General features: G+C 61.5%; 18 protein-coding genes. 7 read left to right on the top strand and 11 right to left on the bottom strand.

Annotation, left to right across the window (positions count from 1 at the left end; genetic code table 11):
- The first annotated feature begins 377 nt into the window (after positions 1-377).
- A complete protein-coding gene (locus D3879_RS18095) occupies positions 378-1,802 on the top strand; it encodes an IS1182 family transposase (protein WP_119955651.1) in 1,425 nt (474 codons plus the stop codon).
- A 131-nt stretch (positions 1,803-1,933) separates the two neighbouring features.
- On the opposite strand, the gene D3879_RS18090 is transcribed toward D3879_RS18095, so the two are convergent.
- A complete protein-coding gene (locus D3879_RS18090; protein WP_119955650.1) occupies positions 1,934-2,143 on the bottom strand; it encodes a DUF6316 family protein in 210 nt (69 codons plus the stop codon).
- Between the two features lie 294 nt (positions 2,144-2,437).
- Between D3879_RS18090 and D3879_RS18085 the strand changes: the two genes are divergently transcribed.
- Positions 2,438-3,406: a DMT family transporter gene (locus D3879_RS18085; RefSeq protein WP_119955649.1), complete on the top strand. Its 969-nt coding sequence runs from the start codon at positions 2,438-2,440 to the stop codon at positions 3,404-3,406.
- A 154-nt stretch (positions 3,407-3,560) separates the two neighbouring features.
- Here D3879_RS18085 and D3879_RS18080 read toward each other — a convergent pair whose 3' ends face one another.
- From D3879_RS18080 to D3879_RS18070, 3 genes are all read right to left on the bottom strand, one after another.
- Positions 3,561-4,181 carry an NAD(P)H-dependent oxidoreductase gene (locus D3879_RS18080; protein ID WP_119955648.1) on the bottom strand — a complete coding sequence of 207 codons (621 nt, stop codon included), beginning with the start codon at positions 4,179-4,181 and terminating at the stop codon, positions 3,561-3,563.
- Positions 4,174-5,568: a class II fumarate hydratase gene (locus D3879_RS18075; RefSeq protein ID WP_119955647.1), complete on the bottom strand. Its 1,395-nt coding sequence runs from the start codon at positions 5,566-5,568 to the stop codon at positions 4,174-4,176. Before D3879_RS18075 ends, D3879_RS18080 begins: the two co-directional genes overlap by 8 nt.
- 93 nt (positions 5,569-5,661) lie before the next feature.
- Positions 5,662-6,675 carry a DUF2804 domain-containing protein gene (locus tag D3879_RS18070; protein WP_119955646.1) on the bottom strand — a complete coding sequence of 338 codons (1,014 nt, stop codon included), beginning with the start codon at positions 6,673-6,675 and terminating at the stop codon, positions 5,662-5,664.
- 305 nt (positions 6,676-6,980) lie between these two features.
- On the opposite strand from D3879_RS18070, the gene D3879_RS18065 reads away from it, so the two are divergent.
- The 5 genes from D3879_RS18065 to D3879_RS18045 all read left to right on the top strand — a co-directional run bounded on the left by D3879_RS18065 (position 6,981) and on the right by D3879_RS18045 (position 11,373).
- Complete coding sequence (locus D3879_RS18065; RefSeq protein WP_119955645.1) at positions 6,981-7,502, top strand: DUF2059 domain-containing protein; 522 nt, start codon at positions 6,981-6,983, stop codon at positions 7,500-7,502.
- Between the two features lie 12 nt (positions 7,503-7,514).
- Entirely contained in the window at positions 7,515-7,820 is a 306-nt protein-coding gene (locus D3879_RS18060) for a BolA family protein (protein WP_119955644.1), read from the top strand.
- A 204-nt stretch (positions 7,821-8,024) separates the two neighbouring features.
- Positions 8,025-8,963, top strand: a complete 939-nt coding sequence (gene trhO, locus D3879_RS18055) for an oxygen-dependent tRNA uridine(34) hydroxylase TrhO (RefSeq protein WP_119955643.1) — start codon at positions 8,025-8,027, stop codon at positions 8,961-8,963.
- 36 nt (positions 8,964-8,999) lie between these two features.
- Positions 9,000-9,602 (top strand): DsbA family protein, encoded by a 603-nt coding sequence (locus D3879_RS18050; protein WP_177412470.1) that lies wholly within the window; start codon positions 9,000-9,002, stop codon positions 9,600-9,602.
- On the top strand, positions 9,595-11,373 hold the full coding sequence (locus D3879_RS18045; RefSeq protein WP_119955641.1) for an ABC transporter ATP-binding protein: 1,779 nt from the start codon (positions 9,595-9,597) through the stop codon (positions 11,371-11,373). Before D3879_RS18050 ends, D3879_RS18045 begins: the two co-directional genes overlap by 8 nt.
- A 2-nt stretch (positions 11,374-11,375) precedes the next feature.
- Here the strand turns inward: D3879_RS18045 and D3879_RS18040 are convergent, their stop codons facing one another.
- The 7 genes from D3879_RS18040 to D3879_RS18010 all read right to left on the bottom strand — a co-directional run bounded on the left by D3879_RS18040 (position 11,376) and on the right by D3879_RS18010 (position 19,761).
- Positions 11,376-12,245, bottom strand: coding sequence for a methyltransferase domain-containing protein (locus D3879_RS18040; protein ID WP_158592101.1), 870 nt, complete (start codon positions 12,243-12,245; stop codon positions 11,376-11,378).
- Between the two features lie 393 nt (positions 12,246-12,638).
- A complete protein-coding gene (locus tag D3879_RS18035) occupies positions 12,639-14,063 on the bottom strand; it encodes a gamma-aminobutyraldehyde dehydrogenase (protein WP_119955639.1) in 1,425 nt (474 codons plus the stop codon).
- Positions 14,064-14,209: 146 nt separating this feature from the next.
- Positions 14,210-15,748, bottom strand: coding sequence for an APC family permease (locus tag D3879_RS18030; protein WP_119955638.1), 1,539 nt, complete (start codon positions 15,746-15,748; stop codon positions 14,210-14,212).
- Between the two features lie 105 nt (positions 15,749-15,853).
- Positions 15,854-16,888 carry a heme-dependent oxidative N-demethylase family protein gene (locus D3879_RS18025; protein WP_119955637.1) on the bottom strand — a complete coding sequence of 345 codons (1,035 nt, stop codon included), beginning with the start codon at positions 16,886-16,888 and terminating at the stop codon, positions 15,854-15,856.
- Positions 16,889-16,907: 19 nt separating this feature from the next.
- Entirely contained in the window at positions 16,908-17,876 is a 969-nt protein-coding gene (locus D3879_RS18020; protein ID WP_119955636.1) for a PDR/VanB family oxidoreductase, read from the bottom strand.
- On the bottom strand, positions 17,873-18,475 hold the full coding sequence (locus D3879_RS18015) for a dimethylamine monooxygenase subunit DmmA family protein (RefSeq protein WP_119955635.1): 603 nt from the start codon (positions 18,473-18,475) through the stop codon (positions 17,873-17,875). The genes D3879_RS18020 and D3879_RS18015 overlap by 4 nt, the downstream gene beginning before the upstream one ends.
- Positions 18,476-18,765: 290 nt before the next feature.
- Entirely contained in the window at positions 18,766-19,761 is a 996-nt protein-coding gene (locus tag D3879_RS18010; RefSeq protein ID WP_119952286.1) for an IS110 family RNA-guided transposase, read from the bottom strand.
- Positions 19,762-19,993: the final 232 nt, after the last annotated feature.

Raw genomic sequence — 19,993 nt, 5'->3', positions numbered from 1 at the left:
GGCTCGGACGACCGCTTGCGGGAGAACGTCCGCAGGACGGCCCGGAGGGCGAGTGAAACGAGTAATGCTCATTTACCATTCGTAAATTCCGCTTCCTCGCCTGTTTGACTCGTTACGCCTTGTGACCCACATCGATGTGGGGAATACCGCTACCCGTAGGCGACCCCATGGATGGGGGAGGTAGGAAAAATGCCGGGAGCATTTTCGAGAACGGGTGCGGCCCTGACCTGCGCTCGCGACGATCTTGAACAGGTTCTAAGTCTGTGCAGCCGTTTCAGCCATAAAAAACCCGCGCCTTGCAGATTGTGTGAAAACCTAGCGTTCTGATTGGTAGTTGAAGAAAATGCCCGCATCGAAAGACACGGGCATTTTTCGTTATGGCGTACATCCAAGGAGAGGCGCGAGACCAGACCAGTCTGTTTCCGGTTTCGCTGGACGAGTTGATTCCCGACGACCATCTGGTCCGTGTGATCGATGCCTACGTGGCTCGACTGGACCTCAAGCTACTCGGGTTTGCCAAAGCCACTCCCAAGAGTACGGGGCGTCCTGCCTACGATCCGGCGGACCTGCTCAAGCTGTACCTGTATGGCTATTTCCAACGCATCCGCTCCTCCCGACGCCTCGAAGCTGAATGCCTGCGCAACGTCGAAGTCATGTGGTTGCTCAATCGGCTCAAGCCGGACTTCAAGACCATCGCCGATTACCGCAAGGACAACGGACAAGCGTTCAGCGCGACCTGTCGGGCCTTCGTGCAGTTTTGCCGTCAAGCCGGGCTGATCGCCGGAGAGTTGGTGGCCATCGATGGCAGCAAATTCAAGGCCGTGGCCTCAGCGCGTCGGCATGTGGATCTGAAGAAGCTCAAGTGTCAGCAAGAGAAGCTGGATAAGCGTATCGCCCAGTACCTGGCGGAGCTGGATGAGGCGGACAAGTCCGAAGCCAATGAGGCCGTTGACCGTAGCGCGGTAAAAACGGCGCTGGAGCGACTGCAAGCCAAACAGGCCGACAACCTGACTTGCCAAGCACTGATGCAGGCCCTGGAGCTTGAGCAATTCATCACCACCGAGAGCGATGCCCGGATGATGCGTACCCCTCGGGGTGGGCGCGTCGCTTACAACGTGCAAACAGCTGTGGACGCCGAGCATTGCCTGATCCTGCATCACGAGGTCACACAGGACGGCAACGATACCCAGCAGCTCGAGCCGATGGCTAAAGCCGCCCAGTCCGAGTTGCAGCAGGACGTGCTGACGGTCACTGCCGATGCCGGTTACTCCAACGGCGAGCAGTTCCAGGCATGCGAAGATGCCGGCATTACCGCCTATGTGCCGCCCAACCGGGCAGTTAACAACCGGGGTGGTGATACGCAGCTGTTCGAGCGAAGTGATTTCACTTACGACGCAGAGAGCGACCAGTACCGCTGTCCGGCAGGCAAGTTGCTGACGCTCAAGCAACTGAATCGCGGGGAGCGTATCTACCACGCGGCGATCAGCGACTGCAGCGCTTGCCCGCTCAAGGCACAGTGCACCAACGCCCAGCGTCGCTACCTGAGACGCCATGCCCACGAGGCGGCCTTTGAGCGAATGGAGCAGCGGCTGCAGGCGCAGCCCGAGATGATGGCGAGTAGGCGATCCATCGTCGAGCATCCATTTGGCAACCTCAAACAATGGCTATTTGGTAATGGTCGCTTCCTGCTTCGCCAATTGAAGGGAGCACGAACCGAAATGGCCTTAGCGGTACAGGCCTATAACCTCAAAAGAGCGATCAACGTGCTCGGCGCACGCCACCTCATCGGATTGATGGGCTGATACAGCCTTTTTCTCCCCTGGGTCCGCACACAGCAAAACGCCCCGAACCAGTCGGGGCGTTTGCTTGGTCAACCATTAGTACGTTTTCGCACAGCCTGCTTGGCGCGGGTTTTTTATGGGCGATTCAGTGTCTAGAAATTTCGACTCTCGATAATGTCATTGCCCTGTATTTGGCGACGGACATAAATAGCACTCTCGCGCTGAGCATCGAACCGGGTGAAGTATGGGCCTTCCAAAGTGCCTTCACGCGTCGCAAAAAAATACTGACCATTGACCGCACTGACACGCTCGCTACGGTAGTGCGTGGCGGCTGCAGGATCTTTGCTGCGTTGACCGAACATAGCTATGACTCCTGAAACGAACTGGCTGTTTTTAGTCTAATCGGTGGTCGGGCGGCTGTTGGTGTTCGCGACAAATGGTCGACTTTTGCGCGGAAATCGGCGCTTTTTTAAGGTTCTTCATTCTTTTGGCGTCAAGCATGTGACGGTTGTGGGCGAGGCCAGCGGTACAGTTGCCGAGTCCAACTAGTTTTAACTGTTCCTGTGCTGGTCTGCGGTCGCAGCCTAGAATGACTCTTTGCGACCGCCACCCGGTTTCACCGTGGTTGTAGCGGTCGCGGCGCATTCGAGGCTGTCATGCACATCTCTTCCGGCCGTTGGCTTTACGGTCTGCTTCTCGCTCTGACCACTGCCGTGCTCTGGGGCATCTTGCCGATCAAACTCAAAGAAGTGCTGCAGGTGATGGACCCCATCACCGTCACCTGGTATCGCCTCTTGGTTGCCGGTTCGATTTTGCTGGCCTACCTGGCTGCGGCGAAACGCCTGCCGAGTTTTCGCTTGCTGGGCAAGAACGGCATCTGGCTGCTGGTGCTGGCCATTGCTGGGCTGACCGGCAATTACGTGCTCTATCTGATCGGACTTAATCTGCTCAGCCCGGGCACAACTCAGTTGGTGATCCAGGTGGCGCCGATTTTGTTTCTGATCAGCAGCCTGTTCGTTTTTCGCGAGCGCTTTAGCGTGGGCCAGGGCATCGGCTTGGCGGTGTTATTGCTGGGCTTCGGGTTGTTCTTCAACCAACGTTTGCATGAGCTGCTGTCCTCACTTACGGCATACACCACGGGTGTGCTGATCGTGTTGCTGGCGGCTTTCGTCTGGACTTTTTACGGTCTGGCGCAGAAGCAGCTGCTGACGGTGTGGAACTCGGTGCAGGTGATGATGGTGATCTACCTGGCCTGCGCCGCGTTGCTTATGCCTTGGGCGCAGCCGGTGCAAATATTGTCGCTGAGTCCGCTGCAAGGCTGGCTGTTGCTGGCCTGTTGCCTGAATACGCTGGTGGCCTATGGGGCTTTTGCCGAGGCCTTGGCGCATTGGGAGGCCTCGAGGGTAAGCGCCACGTTGGCGATTACCCCTTTGGTGACCTTCGCGTCGGTCGCCTTGGCGGCCAGCTTATGGCCTGATCATGTGCAGCCCGAGCAAATCAACTGGATCGCCTACGCGGGTGCGTTGCTGGTGGTGCTGGGTTCGGCGTTGACCGCGCTGGGGCCATCGGTTATCGCAGGCTGGCGGGCACGTCGAGCAAGGCTCGCGGCAGCCCATGATTTGTAGGTTGGGTGGAGCTCGTTAGGGGGAAACCCAGTTTGTAGCTAACTGCTGGGTTTCACGAGGTGCATCCATGCACCTCGCCCTGCGGGCAGCTGAAGCTGTGCAAAACGGCTTTCCTGCCGTTTTATCGCTGCGCTCTGCCCAGCTTACGGGCGCGTCAGGCGTGAGTGCCGAGTAACTCGGCGCGGCGTAACCAGCCCTGCCGTTGTTCCTCGGAGGACTGGCGGATTGGGGCGAACTCGGTCAGCCGTCGGGTTTTGACACCGCAGGCGCCGAGGATGGTGCGCACCATCTGCCGGTGTGCCGGTGCGCCGTAAATCCAGCGGAAATACCAAGGCGGGGTGTCGAGCGTCACCAGCAGATCGGCGCTGCGCCCGCTGAGCAGCTTCTCCCAGGTGTGCGAGCGCTCGCGATACTTGAAGGCAAAACCGGGCAGGAACACTCGGTCGAAAAAGCCTTGGAGCAGGGCTGGCAAGCCACCCCACCAGACTGGGTAGACGAACACCAGGTGTTCGGCCCAGTGGATCTGCCGTTGCGCTTCCAGCAGGTCGGGCTCCAGATTCTGGCTCTGGTCGTAGCCGCCGCGCAGCACCGGATCAAACTCCAGCTCGCCCAACTTCAGTTGACGTACCACATGGCCTTCGCTGCGCGCGCCTTGGGCGTAAGCCTCGCCGAGGGCATGGCAGAGGCTGCCGCTCTTCGGTGTACCGAGAATCATCAGAATGCGCTTTCCGTCCCCTTCCAGTGGGGTGGCGCCGCTTTTCGTCGTCTCAACCATGGTGACCGGTCTCCAGCATCTCTTCGGGGCGCACCCAGGCGTCGAACTCTTCTGCGCTGACATAACTCAGGGCCAGAGCGGCTTCGCGCAGGGTCGTACCCTCGCTGTAGGCCTTCTTGGCAATTTCCGCGGCCTTGTCGTAGCCGATATGCGGATTCAGAGCGGTCACCAGCATCAAACCGCGCTCCAGGTGCGCGGCCATTTGTGCCGGGTCGGGCTCCAGGCCTTCGATGCAGTGCCGCTGGAAGTTGCGACAGCCGTCGGCCAGCAGACGGATCGACTGCAGCAGGTTGTGGATGATCACTGGTTTGAACACGTTCAACTGCAGGTGGCCTTGGCTGGCGGCCAAGCCGATGGTGACGTCGTTGCCGAGCACCTGGCAGGCGAGCATGGACAGCGCCTCGCATTGGGTCGGGTTGACCTTGCCGGGCATGATCGAGCTGCCTGGCTCGTTGGCCGGTAGCTTGACCTCGGCGAACCCGGCGCGTGGGCCGGAGCTGAGCAAGCGCAGGTCGTTAGCCATCTTCATCAAGGCCACTGCGAGGGTTTTCAGCGCGCCGGACAGCGTCACCAGCGGTTCGTGGCCGGCCAAGGCGGCAAATTTATTCGGGGCGGAAACCAGGGGCAGGCCGGACAGAGCCGTCAGCTCGGCGGCGATCGCTTCGGCGAAGCCGTGCGGGGCATTCAGGCCGGTGCCCACGGCCGTACCACCTTGGGCCAGCTCGCAGACCGCCGGCAATGCTGCACGCAGGGCCTGCTCCGCGTAGTCGAGTTGGGCGACAAAGGCCGACAATTCTTGGCCGAAGGTGATCGGTGTGGCGTCCATCAAATGCGTGCGCCCGGTCTTGACCAGGGACGCATGCCGCGCCGCCTGTTCGACCAAGCCGCCAGACAGCTCGGCAAGCGCCGGTAGCAGGTCATGCCGCACTGCTTGCACGGCAGCGATGTGCATGGCGGTGGGGAAGCTGTCGTTGGAGCTTTGCGCGCGGTTGACGTGATCGTTCGGATGCACCGGCGACTTGCCGCCGCGGCCGTGGCCAGCCAATTCATTGGCCCGGCCGGCGATCACCTCGTTGACGTTCATATTGCTTTGCGTGCCGCTGCCGGTCTGCCAGACGACCAACGGGAACTGCTCGTTGTGTTTGCCGGCCAGTACCTCGTCGGCGGCTTGTTCGATCAGCCGGGCGATATCCGGCGGCAGCTCGCCAATGCGGTCATTCACCCGTGCAGCGGCCTTCTTGATCAAGGCCAGGGCGTGCAGCACCGCCAGCGGCATGCGCTCTTGGCCGATGGCGAAGTTGATCAGTGAGCGCTGGGTTTGCGCGCCCCAGTAAGCTTTTTCAGGGACGTCGATGGGGCCGAGGCTGTCGGTTTCGATGCGGCTCATGGATCTTCTCCGGGGTGCTGTTCCGGAAGTTTAGGCGCTTCAGCGCTGCTCTGGTTCCATGTCCAGTGGATTAAAGCGGTGCCGATGACCGATTTACCAGCGTGCGTGGGTAGTGCCGAGCCAGCCCAGGGCGCCATTGACCGGCACGCGTTCGCCGCTCGGGTCACGGAGTACGCCGTCGAAACGGCCAAACCACTGACGGGTGTCGGCGTAGAATGGGCCAAGCTGTGGGCAAGCTTGATGATGCTGACGCGGGGTGAAGGTCAGGGCGGCGCGATCATCCGAGCTGCTCAGGCGCCAGGGCGCCAATGGACTCTGCAGGGTCTGTTCGATGCACACCGGGACGTTCAGATGCAGCAGCTCGCCGCCGAACCACAGGGCGTTCTCGGACAAGCCACTGCTCTCGGTCCAGCCCGAGCCGAAGTTACCGGCGATACCCCCAGGAGCGGCGAAGGCGGCGCGCGTCCAATGGCTGTGCAAAGGCCAGACACCACGGCCGAAGTCCAGGGCGGCGAAGCTCTGCCCCGGTATGCAGCTGTATTGTGTGCGCCCCAACTGCACGCTGCCGCTGGTCGGCAGAGCCAATTGACGGCAGGTGGCATGAAAACCGCGGCTGGCGAAGGGCACCACCAGATTGACCGAATCCAGATGCGCCGGGCGTTGAATATCCAGCGCGACTTGCAACGGTTGGCCACCGATATCCGGCGCGGCGACCGTCAGGCGCAGGCGCCCTGGATGCTCATCGACCTTGAGTTGTAGGCGTGGATGGTCGAACTCGTGGCTTTCCAGTGGCGTATCAGGCAACTGACAGCCGCGGCCGAAGGCGCGTAACTGGGTATGCGCGACGGCGTGGCCGGTCTCTAAATCGAGGAAATAAGCGGCGCCATAGCCCAAGTAGTCGAGGTCGGCCAGGGTCAGCGAGAGCATCCATTGTGGGGTGGTGATGCACCAGTGATTCCAGCGTTTACGCCGCCCATAATGGCCGGGCAGGGCGCAATGCACCTGCGGTCGCGGTGACCAGCCAATCGCCTTGGGGGCGAGCTGGCCTTGGGCATCGCACAGCGGTTTCCAGGACTCAGGCGAAAAAGCGGAAGTGAAACTGTTCATCGGGCACGTCCATGTGTGCAGGTATAGGCGCGAAGTCGCTTGAGGGGTGCAGGCGTCCTCAGCGGACAGATACTCTGCCGACAGGATAGCTGTCGTTTTGATCGCGCGCAGCATGCCAACCCACCTAAAGGATGGGCAAGTACTGGCACTTTGGCAACGGATCAACGGCTGCGCTGCGCCACGCGGTCTGTGTGAGCCTGCGTGCAAACTCACTCGCTTGAGCCGGGGGCGAGCTTGAGCGCAGAATGGCCAACTCCGGGGTTCGCCCTGATCATTAGCCCTTCCCGAGAAGACAAGGAATTTCGATGACCCCGATTCGTACCCTTTGCGCTGCAGTTCTGTTTGCTTGCGCCAGCGGCCAGGTATTGGCGGATGCAGCCAGCCACGCGGCCGATGCCGAGCGGTTCCTCAAGCTGGCCCATGCCGACAAGCTGGCCGTGCCGGTGTATGCCCAGGTGCAACAGATGTTTGCCCAGCGTTTCGCCCAGGCTCAGGCCCCGGAAGCTAAGAAAGCGCTGCTCGAAAGCTATCAGGCCAAGGCCAATGCCTCGCTGAATAAGGCCGTCGGCTGGGATAAGCTCAAGCCGGACATGGTCAAGCTCTACACCAGCAACTTCAGCGAGCAAGAACTGAAGGATCTGATTGCCTTCTACCAATCGCCGTTGGGCAAGAAAGTGCTGGAAAAAATGCCGGCCTTGACCGCGCAATCGGCCCAGCTGACACAGGCCAAGCTGGAAACTGCCGTGCCGGAAGTGAACAAACTGCTGGCCGACATGACCGCCGAACTGCAACCGGCGCAAGCCAAACCTGAAGCCAAGAAGCCCTAAGCGGAGCCCTGTATGAGCATGCGTGAACGTATCCAGACGGCTCTGGCCGCGCTGGAACCGCAGTACCTCGAGGTGCTGGATGAAAGCCATATGCACAGTCGTGGGCTGGAAACGCACTTCAAGGCTGTGGTAGTCAGCCCGTTATTCGCCGAGCTGAATGCGGTCAAGCGGCACCAGAAGGTCTATGCCAGTCTTGGCGACCTGATGGGGCAGCTGCATGCGCTGGCGTTGCATACCTATACCCCGCAAGAATGGGCGGAGCTGGGCCATGCGCCCGATTCGCCCACCTGCCTGGGTGGCAGTAAGCACGACCATTAGGAGTTTGTCGGACTTAGAGTTGCCCTTGGGTGCCTAAGCCCGACAGCCTCCCGGCTATGTGCCGCTTGGCCGCAGGCTGGGTGGTGTGGCTTTCTGGTAGACTCCACCCAGTGCCGGCCCAGCCGGCGCTGTCGTTTATAGCGTTAGCGTTTCTAAAACCCGGTCCGTCCTTTACGTGGACGACCACCTGGAGTAATCACCCGCATGACTCAGAACATCGTCGTGGCGGCGCTGTACAAGTTCGTCACTCTGAAGGACTACGTTGCACTGCGCGAGCCCCTGCTGCAAAGCCTGCTGGATAACGGTATCAAAGGCACTTTGCTGATCGCCGAAGAAGGCATCAATGGCACCGTTTCCGGTACCCGTGAGGGTATCGACGGGCTGCTCGCCTGGCTCAAGCAAGACCCTCGTTTCGTCGATATCGATCACAAAGAGTCGTACTGCGACGAGCAGCCGTTCTATCGCACCAAGGTCAAGCTGAAGAAAGAAATCGTCACCCTCGGCGTAGCGGGCGTCGACCCGAACCAGCAGGTCGGTACCTACGTCGAGCCGCAAGACTGGAACGCGCTGATCGCTGACCCGCAAGTGCTGCTGATCGATACCCGCAACGACTACGAAGTGGCGATTGGCACCTTCGAGCGCGCCATCGACCCGCAGACCAAGAGCTTCCGTGACTTTCCCGAATACATAAAAGCCAACTTCGATCCGGCCAAGCACAAAAAGGTCGCGATGTTCTGCACCGGCGGCATCCGTTGCGAGAAGGCCTCCAGCTATATGCTCGGTCAGGGTTTTGATGAGGTCTATCACCTCAAGGGTGGCATCCTCAAATATCTGGAAGAAGTGCCGCAGGAAGATACCCTGTGGCGCGGCGACTGCTTTGTTTTCGATAACCGCGTGACCGTTCGCCACGACCTGAGCGAAGGCGATTACGACCAGTGCCACGCGTGCCGCATCCCGATTTCGGTGGCAGACCGCCAGGCGCCACATTACGTTCTGGGCATCAGCTGTCCGCACTGCTGGGACTCGCTGAGTGAGAAAACCCGCAACAGTGCCCGTGAGCGGCAGAAGCAGATCGAACTGGCCAAAGCGCGCAATCAACCGCACCCTTTGGGCTATAACCCTCGACTTAGTGCAGAGTCCTGACCCATGCATGCTCGCCTGCTTTATGTGATGGATCCAATGTGTTCCTGGTGCTGGGGCTTCGCGCCGGTGCTCGAGGGACTCGCCACGCAGGCGCAGGCGGCGGGCGTGCCGCTGCACATGGTTGCCGGAGGCTTGCGTACCGGCAGTGGCGCGGCGTTGGAGCCGACCACCCAGCGCTACATTCTCGAGCACTGGCAGGCGGTCGCGCAGGCCACCGGGCAGCCGTTCAAGTTCGACGGTGCTTTGCCGGAGGGCTTCGTCTACGACACCGAGCCGGCTTGCCGTGCCCTGGTCACCGCACGCTCCCTCGATCCGGCCAGTGCCTGGCCGCTGGTCAAACGCATTCAGCAGGCCTTCTATGCCGAAGGCCGCGACGTGACGCAGGCCAGCGTGCTGGTCGAACTCGCGGAAGCGGCCGGTTTGCCGCGCATCGAATTCGCGGCAGCTTTCGACAGTGTCGAACAGCACGCCGCCACCGCCGCCGATTTTACCTGGGTGCAGGATCTGGGCATCGCCGGGTTCCCCACCCTGCTCGCCGAGCGGAATGGCCAACTGGCTCTGCTGACCAATGGCTATCAGCCGCTCAGCGAATTGGCACCGCTCCTGGCGCGTTGGCTCGAGCGGGGCGCGCATGCTTGATCGGCTGAGCTGGGCGGAAATACGCCGGCTGGCCTTGCGCCACAAAAAAGCCTTGTTGATTGCCAATGGCGTGGCGGTGCTGGCGACCATCTGCAGCGTGCCGATTCCACTGTTGTTGCCGTTGCTGGTCGACGAGGTGCTGCTCAAGCAGGGCGATGCAGCGCTCAAGGTCATGGATCGTTTCCTTCCGAGCAGTTGGGAGAACGCCGTCGGCTACATCGGTCTGATGGTGCTGCTGACCTTGCTGTTGCGCAGCTTGGCGCTGGTTTTCAACGTGTTGCAGGCGCGGCTGTTTGCCCGCTTGTCAAAGGACATCGTCTACCGCATCCGCATTCGCCTGATCGAGCGGCTCAAGCGGATTTCCCTCGGCGAATACGAAAGTCTCGGTGGTGGCACGGTGACCACGCACCTGGTCACCGATCTCGACACCGTGGACAAGTTCGTCGGTGAAACCCTCAGCCGCTTCCTGGTTGCCGTGCTGACGCTGACCGGCACCGCGGGCATCCTGATGTGGATGCACTGGCAACTGGCGTTGTTGATCCTGCTGTTCAACCCCTTGGTGATCTACGCCACGGTGCAGTTGGGCAAACGCGTCAAGCACCTGAAGAAGCTCGAGAACGACAGCACCTCGCGTTTTACCCAGGCTCTCACCGAGACCTTGGAGGCGATTCAGGAAATTCGTGCCGGCAACCGCCAGGGCTTCTTCCTCGGTCGCCTCGGTGCGCGCGCCCAAGAGGTGCGCAACTATGCGGTGGCCTCGCAGTGGAAGAGCGATGCCTCCAGCCGCGCCAGCGGTCTGCTGTTCCAGTTCGGTATCGATATTTTCCGTGCGGCGGCGATGCTCACCGTCTTGTTCTCCGACTTGTCGATCGGCCAGATGCTCGCGGTATTCAGCTACCTGTGGTTCATGATCGGCCCGGTCGAACAGCTGCTGAATCTGCAATATGCCTTCTACGCCGCCGGTGGTGCGCTGACGCGGATCAACGAGCTGCTCGCGCGGGCCGATGAGCCGCAGTATCAAGGTGGCGTCGATCCCTTCAGCGGGCGCGACACGCTCGGTATCGAAGTGCGCGGCCTGACCTTCGCCTACCACGATGAACCGGTGCTGGATGAACTGAACCTCGCCATCGCCGCGGGTGAGAAGGTCGCCATAGTCGGTGCCAGCGGCGGCGGCAAAAGCACCCTGGTGCAACTGTTGCTCGGCCTGTACACGGCCCAGGCCGGGAGTATCCGCTATGGCGGTTTCAGCCTGGAAGAGATTGGCCTGGAGACCGTGCGTGAGCAGGTCGCGGTAGTGCTGCAGCATCCCGCGCTGTTCAACGACACAGTACGCGCGAACCTGACCATGGGACGTTCACGCAGTGACGAAGACTGCTGGCGCGCGCTGGAAATCGCTCAATTGGCACAGACCATTCGTGTCTTGCCGCAAGGTCTGGAGAGCATTGTCGGGCGCTCCGGCGTACGCCTTTCCGGCGGCCAGCGGCAACGCCTGGCAATCGCTCGAATGGTGCTGGCCGAGCCGAAAGTGGTGATTCTCGACGAAGCGACTTCCGCCCTCGATGCCGCCACCGAATACGCCCTGCACCAGGCCCTGGGGCAGTTCCTCAAGGGTCGCACCACCTTGATCATCGCCCACCGCCTGTCAGCGGTGAAACAGGCGGATCGGGTGCTGGTCTTCGATGGCGGGCGCATCGCCGAGGATGGCGACCATCTACAGTTGATCGCCGACGGCGGCTTGTACGCCAAGCTGTACGGGCATTTGCAACACTGAGGTTAGCCGTAGCGACAGGCCTCGAGGAAGGCCAGGCGGTGGCCGATATCATGGAAGACTCGAGCACCGGCGATGTCTTTGTAATCGACGCCGCGCAGCAGATTGAGCAGCTGTTCATCCCGCCGGTATTGCGGTCGCCAGTCCAACAAGCCTTGTAGAAAGCCGATGCCGACGATGCGCATGCGCAAGTTGCCGAGGAGCAACTTGCCGCCGGGCTTGAGGGCCCTGAACAGTTGTTCGGCGAGTTGCCGGCAGGCCTTGTCTTTCAGGTGATCGCAGAGACCGGCGGAGTACACCAGATCGAAGCCGGCAAACTGGCATGGCCCATGGAGCAGCTGCTCCAGATGCACACACTGAGTCTGGATACCCAGTTCGCCATAGCACTGGTTGACCACGCGCAGGCACTCGCTGTCCGAGTCGCAGACCACGATCTCGCCAAAGTTGCCGTAACGGATCGATTGGCAGAGTTCCGCTTCGCGGAAATGCCCGCTGGCGATACAGAGGATACGTGCGCCGTGGCCGAGCCGCAGGCAGGTTTCGTCAATGGCCCTGGCCACCATCCGCCTGCGGCAGCGTAGGGCGCGGGCTGCTGGCGAGTTGGTGGCATAGTCGAACAGCTGCCGGATGTGCCCGCTCGGGGTGTTCTGCAGGGCGCCATCGTCAATGCCGTAGAGGTAATCCAGGAGAACGGCATTGCCCTGGTGCCGCTGCGGGCTGGCAGGCAGGCGGGTGGGGAAGGGCACGACGTTGCTCGCAACTGCGGACGCAGCAGCCTCGGGTTTGCCGGAGCGCGGTGCTGCAGTCGCAGACTCGAACTGCTCGGCTTGCAGCTGTTCCAATGCGTGTGTTCCAGGCTGGATCATCTCGTCCATGCGACTACCTCCATCTGCTGTCGGGAGACGCGCGGATTGCCGCTGCCGGTTTCCTGGTGTGTACGAAGCAACGGGCGGCAGCTCACAGTGCAAAAAGCTGGCTTGCGGACGGCTTGCCATCATTCATGTGGATGAAAGACCGAGATATTCAACGCAGAATTCAGCGAGGTGGCTTGCGTCGACTATGGAGAACCGTTCACGTCGCAGGGGATGTGAGCGGGGGAGGAAGCCGAGGCTTGTGCTCTGACTTTTCGGCCTTGTAGCTAGCAACCCGAAAGAATCGATGCTTGAGTGCCGCAGCTGAGCGCTGCTACTTGAGAAGCAGATCAGTCGGCTGTATTGCAGATATTGGTTAATGGGCGGCCTCGAGATAAGGCCGCCGCTGTTGCGTGCTTAGTGCTTGAACATCACATGACGGATGGCGGTGTAATCTTCCAGGCCATACATTGACATGTCCTTGCCATAGCCGGAGTGTTTTACGCCGCCGTGGGGCATTTCGCTGACCAGCATGAAGTGCGTATTGACCCAGGTGCAGCCGTATTGCAGGCGGGCGGCGATGCGCGAGGCACGGCCGACATCGCTGGTCCACACGGAGGAGGCCAGGCCGTAGTCTGAGTCGTTGGCCCAGGCCAGTACCTGCGCTTCATCATCGAACGGGGTGACGGTGACTACCGGGCCGAATACCTCGCGGCGGACGATTTCGTCGTTCTGGCGCAGGCCGGCCAGTACGGTCGGCTCGTAGAAAAAGCCCGGGCCGTCGACTTTACGGCCACCTGTGATCACCTGCACATGCGGTAGGCCACGGGCGCGCTCGACGAAGCCGGCAACGCGTTCGCGGTGCTCGGCGGTGATCAGTGGGCCGAGTTCGGTGCTCGGATCGTTTTGCAGGCCGTATTTGATGCTGCCGACCGCTTCACCCAGCTTGCTGACGAATTTCTCGTAGATACCTTTCTGCGCATAGATGCGGCAGGCGGCGGTGCAGTCCTGGCCGGCGTTGTAGAAACCGAAGGTGCGGATACCTTCTACCGCAGCGTCGATGTCGGCGTCGTTGAAGATGATTACCGGCGCTTTGCCACCCAGTTCCATGTGCATGCGCTTCACGCTGTCGGAGGTGCTGGAGATGATGTTCGAACCGGTGGCCACCGAACCGGTCAGCGACACCATGCGCACCTTCGGGTGGGTCACTAGCGGGCTGCCGACGCTCGGGCCGCGGCCGAAGACGATGTTGACCACCCCAGCCGGGAATATCTCAGCGAGGAACTCGGCCAGCTTCAGGGCCGTTAGCGGCGTTTGTTCGGATGGCTTGAGCACCACGGTGTTGCCGGCGGCCAGGGCTGGGGCGAGCTTCCAGGCGACCATCATCAGTGGGTAGTTCCACGGGGCGATGGAGGCGACCACGCCGATTGGGTCGCGACGGATCATCGAGGTGTGGCCCGGCAGGTATTCACCGGCGGCGGAACCGCTCAGGCAACGGCTGGCGCCGGCGAAGAACCGGAACACATCGGCAATCGCCGGCAACTCGTCATTCAGTGCGGCGCTGTAGGGCTTGCCGCAGTTGTCCGATTCCAGCTTGGCCAATTCTTCAGCGTGCGCATCGATCTTGTCGGCCAGGCGCAGCAGCAACAGCGAGCGGTCTTTCGGCGCGGTTTGCGACCAGCTGTCGAAGGCCGCATCGGCAGCGCGTACGGCGGCGTCGACCTGGGCGCTGCTGGCCTCGTTGATCTCGACCAGGGCGGTGCCCAACGAAGGGTTCAGTACGGCTTGGCCGATGCCTTCACCGGCGACCAGTTGGCCGTTGATCAGCAGTTTGGTTTGCATGGGTAAAACCTCGTTATCGGGCTGCTACGAGTTCTGTGATGTCTGGCGGATAGCGCTTGGCGCTATCCGCCCTACGTCAATTTCGAGTTATGTGCCGGCGGCTAACTGCAACTCGGTTAGCCGCCGCGGGACGCTTGAGTCAGGCTTTACTGAGCCTGCTGGAAGCCCTGGCTAGTGGCCCGGCCCGTTGCGTGACTGCCGGAACGAGAGAGTTCCCAGGCGTCACCAGCCGGTGCGGTGCCTTTGTCATAGGGCTTGGCCAGCAGCATGTAGAGCAGGCCGGCGCCCATCACCACCACGGTGGTCAGGATCATCGAGTAGTTGATGTACCAGGCGGCATCGGGCATGCGCGGCCAGACCATGTTGACGATGGCGCCCAGGCCGTAGGCGAGGGCCGCGATGTTGACCAGCAGGCCCCAGGCGCCGAGGGTGTACTGGCCGCTCGGCCGCCAGCCTTTGGCACGAGCGATCAGGGCACCGATCACGATCAGTTGAAAGGCTACATAGATACCGATGGCCGCGAAGCCGACGATGGTCGCCACCGCATCCGCCATGAACAGGCCAAGGCAGACGATCAGCGCTGGGACTACGCCGCTGACAATCAAGGCAATGGACGGTACCTGGTTGGCCGACAGGCGCTTAAGCAGCGAGCTGCCGACGATCATCTCGTCACGTGCGTAAGCGAACAGCAGACGGCTGGCGGCGGCTTGCAGGCTGAGTACGCAGGAGATGAAGGAGACCATCACCACCGCCATCACCAGTCGCGAGCCAACCGGGCCGAAGGCGTTGGCGAGGATGGTGGAAACCGGGTCGGTGTCTTCGCCGGCGATCACCTTGGCCATGTCCGGTACCGCGAGGATCAGCGCCAGGCAGGCGAACATCGCCGCGGCACCGCCAATGTAGATGGTCATGCGCATGGCTTTGGGGATGCGCTTGCCCGGGTTGGGGGTTTCCTCGGCCACGTCGCCGCAGGCTTCGAAACCGTAGTACTGGAACAGGCCAGCCAGGGAGGCCGCGAGGAATGCCGGCAGGTAGGAGCCGTTGATGTTGATGTCGAAGGTGTCGAACAGCACGCTGAACTGCTGGTGACGCTCGAAAATCAGCAGGTAGCCGCCCACCAGGATGGCGCCGACCAGCTCGCACAGGAAGCCGAACATGGCCACTCGCGCCAAAAGTTTGGTACCCACCAGGTTGAGCCCGGTGGACAGCAGAATGAGCACCAGGGCGATATAGATGTTGGCGTTGGAGCTGGGGGCGAAGCCGAGCATTGCCGCCAAGTAAGGGCCGGCACCGATGGCCACGCCGGCGATGGTGGCGCAGAGTGCCCAGGCATAGACCCAGCCGACCATCCACGCCCAACGCTTGCCCACCAGGCGGCGTGCCCAGGGGTAGACGCCACCGGAAATCGGGAACTGCGAAACCACTTCACCAAAGACCAGGCACACCAGCAGTTGGCCCAGGCCAATCAGCAAGTACGACCAGAACATCGGTGGGCCACCGGCTGCCAGGCACAGGCCGAACAGGGTGTAGACGCCAACGACTGGCGAGAGGTAGGTGAAGCCGAGGGAGAAGTTCTCCCATAGGCTCATGCTGCGGTCGAAGTTGGAGCTGTAGCCGAGCGCACGTAGCTGCTCGGCGTCATGATCGGTTGCGTTGCTTGCACGCGCGGCGGGTGACCCACTCATTTTATTTTCCTCATAGTGAATGGCAGTCGATGAGGCTGCCGGCGGGTGAACCCGCCTGTGCCCTGTACGGGCTGTTGTTATCGGTGTTGTGCATCTGTTGCTGGGTTAGTTGGTGCTTTCGCTGGCATCGTCCTTGTCGTATTGCGAGAGCCAGGCCACCGCGGCATCGCGGTAACGGCTGAAGCCCTTGTAGTCCACCAACTGCTGGTCGAGATCCCTGAGCACGCGGTGCATGCGCCGGGCCCAGGCCGGGTTGGTGGCGATATCTTCCAGGCTGAGGAAGTAGGTGCGGATCGGGAATACGATGGCGTTGCTGCGCGGCAGGCGGTGCAGGGGTTGCAGCTCGATACGCAGGTAGACCAGCCGGCCTGCGTTTTCCGCGGTGACGATGGTGCGATCCGGTGCCCATTCCGGCAGGCTTTCGGCGGACACTTCAAGACGCGGGTTGACCGTCAGCGACCAGTTCAGGCGGCGCACCGGGTGGCCGTTGCGCAGGCGCAGGAGGAACTTCAGGGCACGGTCGAGCATGCCGATCTCTTTCACCAACGGCACCGGGCCGTGGAACTCTTCCCAGCTCATGCCCAGGTTGAAACGCAGCGAATAGTCGGCGCGTTGGGTGGCGATGCCGGCGCCCCAGTACAGGGTGCCGTCGCGCTCTTCCTGCAGCACCCAGTCGCCCTGGGCCTGGCGGGTGACGTATTCCATCGGCTCATAGGGCAGGGTCGAGGGGTCGCCGAAGGTGAAGGTGTCGTCGATCTGCAGCAGGCGGTTGACCCAGTGCCAGCGCTGGCCGTCCTTTTCCAGGCTGAAGTATTCCGGGTAGTCGCGGGCGTAGGACTCCATGATCAGTTCAAGCAGGTCCCACTGCGCTTCCAGCATGTGTGGTGCGGAGACGTAGTGCATGCCTGGATCTTTCTCCAGCGTGATGGCGCGGTCGCGGCATTCGCTGATGTAGTGCTCGTCGATGTCGAACGCCGCGCGGAAAGCGCCGTCACCCACCGAGACATGCGGCTCGAGGTTCATCGAGTACATGTAGTTGTCGTCCGGGAAGGGGAACGGTGCGCGGGCGATGCACTCCGGGCTGTTGCTGAAGGTGTAGTCGTCGCGGAAGGTTTCGTCGGGCTTGAATTGGATTGTCATTGTTGTGTTCCTCCGGCGCTCAGATGTCGATGACCAGGCGCGTGCATTTGGCCCGGGATACGCAGGGCATGATGGTTTTGTTGGCGAGCTTGGCATCGTCGGACAGCCAGTCGTCGGTGTGTAGGATTTCGCCATCCAGCTCGAGCACCGTGGTCTCGCAATGACCACAGGCGCCGCCCCGGCACAGGTAGGGCATGGCTACGCCGGCGGCTTCCACCGCTTCGAGCATGCTCTGGTCGGGCGAGACCTCGAGGGTGATGCCGCTGCGCCCGAGGGTGACGCTGAAGGCTTCGCCGCCGCTGCTTTGTTCGAGGAAGCGCTCGTAGTGCACGTGGCTGTCGGTCCAGCCCAGTTCGCGGGCGCGGGCCAGCGTGTCGTCAATCATCGCGTCGGGCCCGCAGACGTACACATGGCTGCCCAACGGGCGGTCCGCGAGTATTGCACCGATGTCCATGCGCGGGTCCTGATTCTTGCGGTGGAGGTGCACGCGGTCGCCATACACGCGCTGCAACTCTTGACCGATGCGAGAGTGGTCGGCGCCGCGTACCGCATAATGCAGCTCGAAGGGCACCTGACTCAGGCGCAGCTCTTCCAGTTGCGAAACCACCGGGGTAATGCCCACGCCACCCGCGATGAACAGGTGCTGGCGCGCCTGCTTGACCAGCGGGAAGAGGTTGACCGGTGCGGTGATCTCGATCAGGTCACCTTCACGCAGGCGCTCGTGCATCAGCTTCGAGCCGCCACGGCCGCCTTCGACGCGGCGCACGGCGATCTGATAGGCGCTGGAGTCGTAGGGCGAACTCATCAGCGAATAGGGGTTGCGGTAGGTGCTCTGGCCATTGGGGATCAGTACCACCACGTGGCTGCCGCCGGAGAAGGCCGGCAGGTGGCCGCCGTTCGGCGGGACCAAGGTGAAGCGCTTGATCTCGGGGGTGACGGCTTCGATGTGCGCAACGCGCACGCTGAGGGTTCCGCTGCTCTGGCTCATGTGTCGAGCTCCTCGGCTTCCGGCAATTCACCGGGGACTTCGGCATCGGCCTTGACCGCCTGGAAGGCAGCCAGACGACGGGAATAATGGTCACGCACCACCAGGGTCAGGGCGCAGCCCGGGCACTGGAACACCCGTTGGGTGACGTTCTCGATATAGGTGTCGCAATGCACGCACCAAACCCGACGCACCAGGGTTCCGGAGTTTTCGCGCAGCACTTCATCGCGGTTCAGGTCGAACGCAGTGACCACCTGCATGGTGGTGCCGATAAAGCTTTCCGAGCCGGAGAGATACAGGCGGGTACCCATCCGCGCCTGGCCCAAGAGCTCAGTCAGATCTTTGATCAGCTCCCGGTTGCTGGCGTAGACGCGCAGATCGGCCACCGGGATCAGCTGCAGCTCGTCGAGATGGTTCTGCCCGGAGAAGGACTCCAGCGAGTAGAGCAGGGTAGTGCGCAGGTTCAGCCCCGCCATTTCATCGAGCAGGCGCAGCATGGCGCGCCCGCCACTACCCTGGCCTGCGACGATATGCCGGGTGCCGCCTAACAGAGGGCGCAACTGGTCGTAGATCGGTCGGCTCTTGATACCTGTGATTAGCATTGTTATTGGACCTCCTAAGCTGCCGGCACGCTTGCGACACCGGCACGAATGCGATGACCCGTTCAGGTGGACGAGTCGGAGGTTGCTTGAGCACAGGTTGTGCCAAAATGTTAACTATATGTTTTTAAAAGATTTATTTATTTTCGTGGGTGACGAGGTAGGCAGAACTAACTATGCCTGTAGGCATTCTTGCAGCGGTTTGCCGTGCTGGATGGCCCTGTCGGGCGGTGGGGTGTGGGGGCGTTTCTAACTCGTGAGCCCACGCAGCCTCGTAGATACTCTGTTGGACGTCAAGCTTCAGCCAGATGGATTTTGCTGAATAGCTTGCTGGAGTCGAAGGGTTCGCCCAGTTGGATGCAAGCCCAAAGCCCGGTCAGGTACTTGCGCATGACGGCGCATACGGCCTGTATTTTCTTTTTGCCACGGCGTTGTAGGGACAGGTAGAAGGCCTTGGCGTTTGGGTCATGTCGTACCGCGCTCAGTGCCGGCATGTAGAGGGCGCTTCGTAGATAGGCATTACCCGCCTTGCTCAGCCGTGAAGCCTTATTGACGCTACTGCCCGATTGGCACAGGCGGATATCTAGCCCGGCATAGCGACTGACTTGCGGCGCCTTCAGATGCTGGGGCAGGACACTGAGTTCAGCCAGTAACGCAATAGCACTGGCAACGCCAACACCTTTGGCTGCCAGCAGATGCTGAAACTGACTGTTCAACACGGCGTCCTCGGCAATCAGGCGCTGTGCAGCGTTGCTGAGTCGCTCGATGCGCTGATCCAGCCTCTCGACCGCTTCAACTTCGTCTTCAATCAGCAGCGCCAGCGTGTCACGTTTGGAGCGCAAGGCGTGCAGGCGGTTCTTGGCTTGTGTACGGGTCGCGGTCAGCCGATTGATTTGTCGGCCGATGTCACGCAGCGCCATACGGAGGGTATCCGGCGCAGTCCAAGGGGCTGGCGTCATCCGCTCGGCGTACTCGGCCAGGAGGGCCGCGTCTAGCGGGTCGGTCTTGCTTTGCGCCAACTTGAGTTGGGCAAAGTGGTGGAAGCTTTTGGGGTTGATGACAGATACGACGATCCCGGCCTTGCTCAAGGCAACGGCCAAGTCCAAGTAGTAAACGCCGGTGGCCTCCATCACGACTTGGACGGCTTCTAGCGCTTTAATCCGCTCCACCGCCTGGGCGTGCCCCTCGGGCGTTTGCTGGATGTCCAGCTTGCCCCGCGTGCGACCACCCTTTCGCCATGCCAAGACAACTGTCTTGGCACCCACATCCACACCGACAAATACGCTCATTGATTTCATCTCGCCCGGCATTTGAGCAACAATAGCTACCGGTTCCCCGACCTCGCACTTCTTGCCGCTGCAACCTTGTGATGCGAAGTCCACCTCAATGAGCTGGCTTCCGGATACTCCACGCGGTGGGCAATGAGGCGGGGGGCCAATCTACGGACGAGGTTGAGTGTGAACTCACCTCCAGGTTGGAACGGCCTCCCCAGTAACTGCTTCTCTGCGTCAAGCGCAGGGC

Origin of the sequence: Pseudomonas cavernicola, assembly GCF_003596405.1 — a bacterium.
Classification (GTDB): Bacteria; Pseudomonadota; Gammaproteobacteria; order Pseudomonadales; family Pseudomonadaceae; genus Aquipseudomonas; species Aquipseudomonas cavernicola.
Note: the sequence above shows the minus strand (reverse complement) of the source record. Positions and strands in the feature narration are given on the sequence as shown.

Coding starts and splice junctions, on each gene's coding strand:
- D3879_RS18085 (WP_119955649.1), top strand. CDS start 2,438: ATGCACATCTCTTCCGGCCGTTGGCTTTACGGTCTGCTTCTCGCTCTG.
- D3879_RS18080 (WP_119955648.1), bottom strand. CDS start 4,181: ATGGTTGAGACGACGAAAAGCGGCGCCACCCCACTGGAAGGGGACGGA.
- D3879_RS18015 (WP_119955635.1), bottom strand. CDS start 18,475: ATGCTAATCACAGGTATCAAGAGCCGACCGATCTACGACCAGTTGCGC.
- D3879_RS18010 (WP_119952286.1), bottom strand. CDS start 19,761: ATGAGCGTATTTGTCGGTGTGGATGTGGGTGCCAAGACAGTTGTCTTG.
- D3879_RS18065 (WP_119955645.1), top strand. CDS start 6,981: ATGACCCCGATTCGTACCCTTTGCGCTGCAGTTCTGTTTGCTTGCGCC.
- D3879_RS18035 (WP_119955639.1), bottom strand. CDS start 14,063: ATGCAAACCAAACTGCTGATCAACGGCCAACTGGTCGCCGGTGAAGGC.
- D3879_RS18025 (WP_119955637.1), bottom strand. CDS start 16,888: ATGACAATCCAATTCAAGCCCGACGAAACCTTCCGCGACGACTACACC.
- D3879_RS18090 (WP_119955650.1), bottom strand. CDS start 2,143: ATGTTCGGTCAACGCAGCAAAGATCCTGCAGCCGCCACGCACTACCGT.
- D3879_RS18040 (WP_158592101.1), bottom strand. CDS start 12,245: ATGGACGAGATGATCCAGCCTGGAACACACGCATTGGAACAGCTGCAA.
- D3879_RS18095 (WP_119955651.1), top strand. CDS start 378: ATGGCGTACATCCAAGGAGAGGCGCGAGACCAGACCAGTCTGTTTCCG.
- D3879_RS18020 (WP_119955636.1), bottom strand. CDS start 17,876: ATGAGCCAGAGCAGCGGAACCCTCAGCGTGCGCGTTGCGCACATCGAA.
- D3879_RS18060 (WP_119955644.1), top strand. CDS start 7,515: ATGAGCATGCGTGAACGTATCCAGACGGCTCTGGCCGCGCTGGAACCG.
- D3879_RS18045 (WP_119955641.1), top strand. CDS start 9,595: ATGCTTGATCGGCTGAGCTGGGCGGAAATACGCCGGCTGGCCTTGCGC.
- D3879_RS18050 (WP_177412470.1), top strand. CDS start 9,000: ATGTGTTCCTGGTGCTGGGGCTTCGCGCCGGTGCTCGAGGGACTCGCC.
- trhO (WP_119955643.1), top strand. CDS start 8,025: ATGACTCAGAACATCGTCGTGGCGGCGCTGTACAAGTTCGTCACTCTG.
- D3879_RS18075 (WP_119955647.1), bottom strand. CDS start 5,568: ATGAGCCGCATCGAAACCGACAGCCTCGGCCCCATCGACGTCCCTGAA.
- D3879_RS18070 (WP_119955646.1), bottom strand. CDS start 6,675: ATGAACAGTTTCACTTCCGCTTTTTCGCCTGAGTCCTGGAAACCGCTG.
- D3879_RS18030 (WP_119955638.1), bottom strand. CDS start 15,748: ATGAGTGGGTCACCCGCCGCGCGTGCAAGCAACGCAACCGATCATGAC.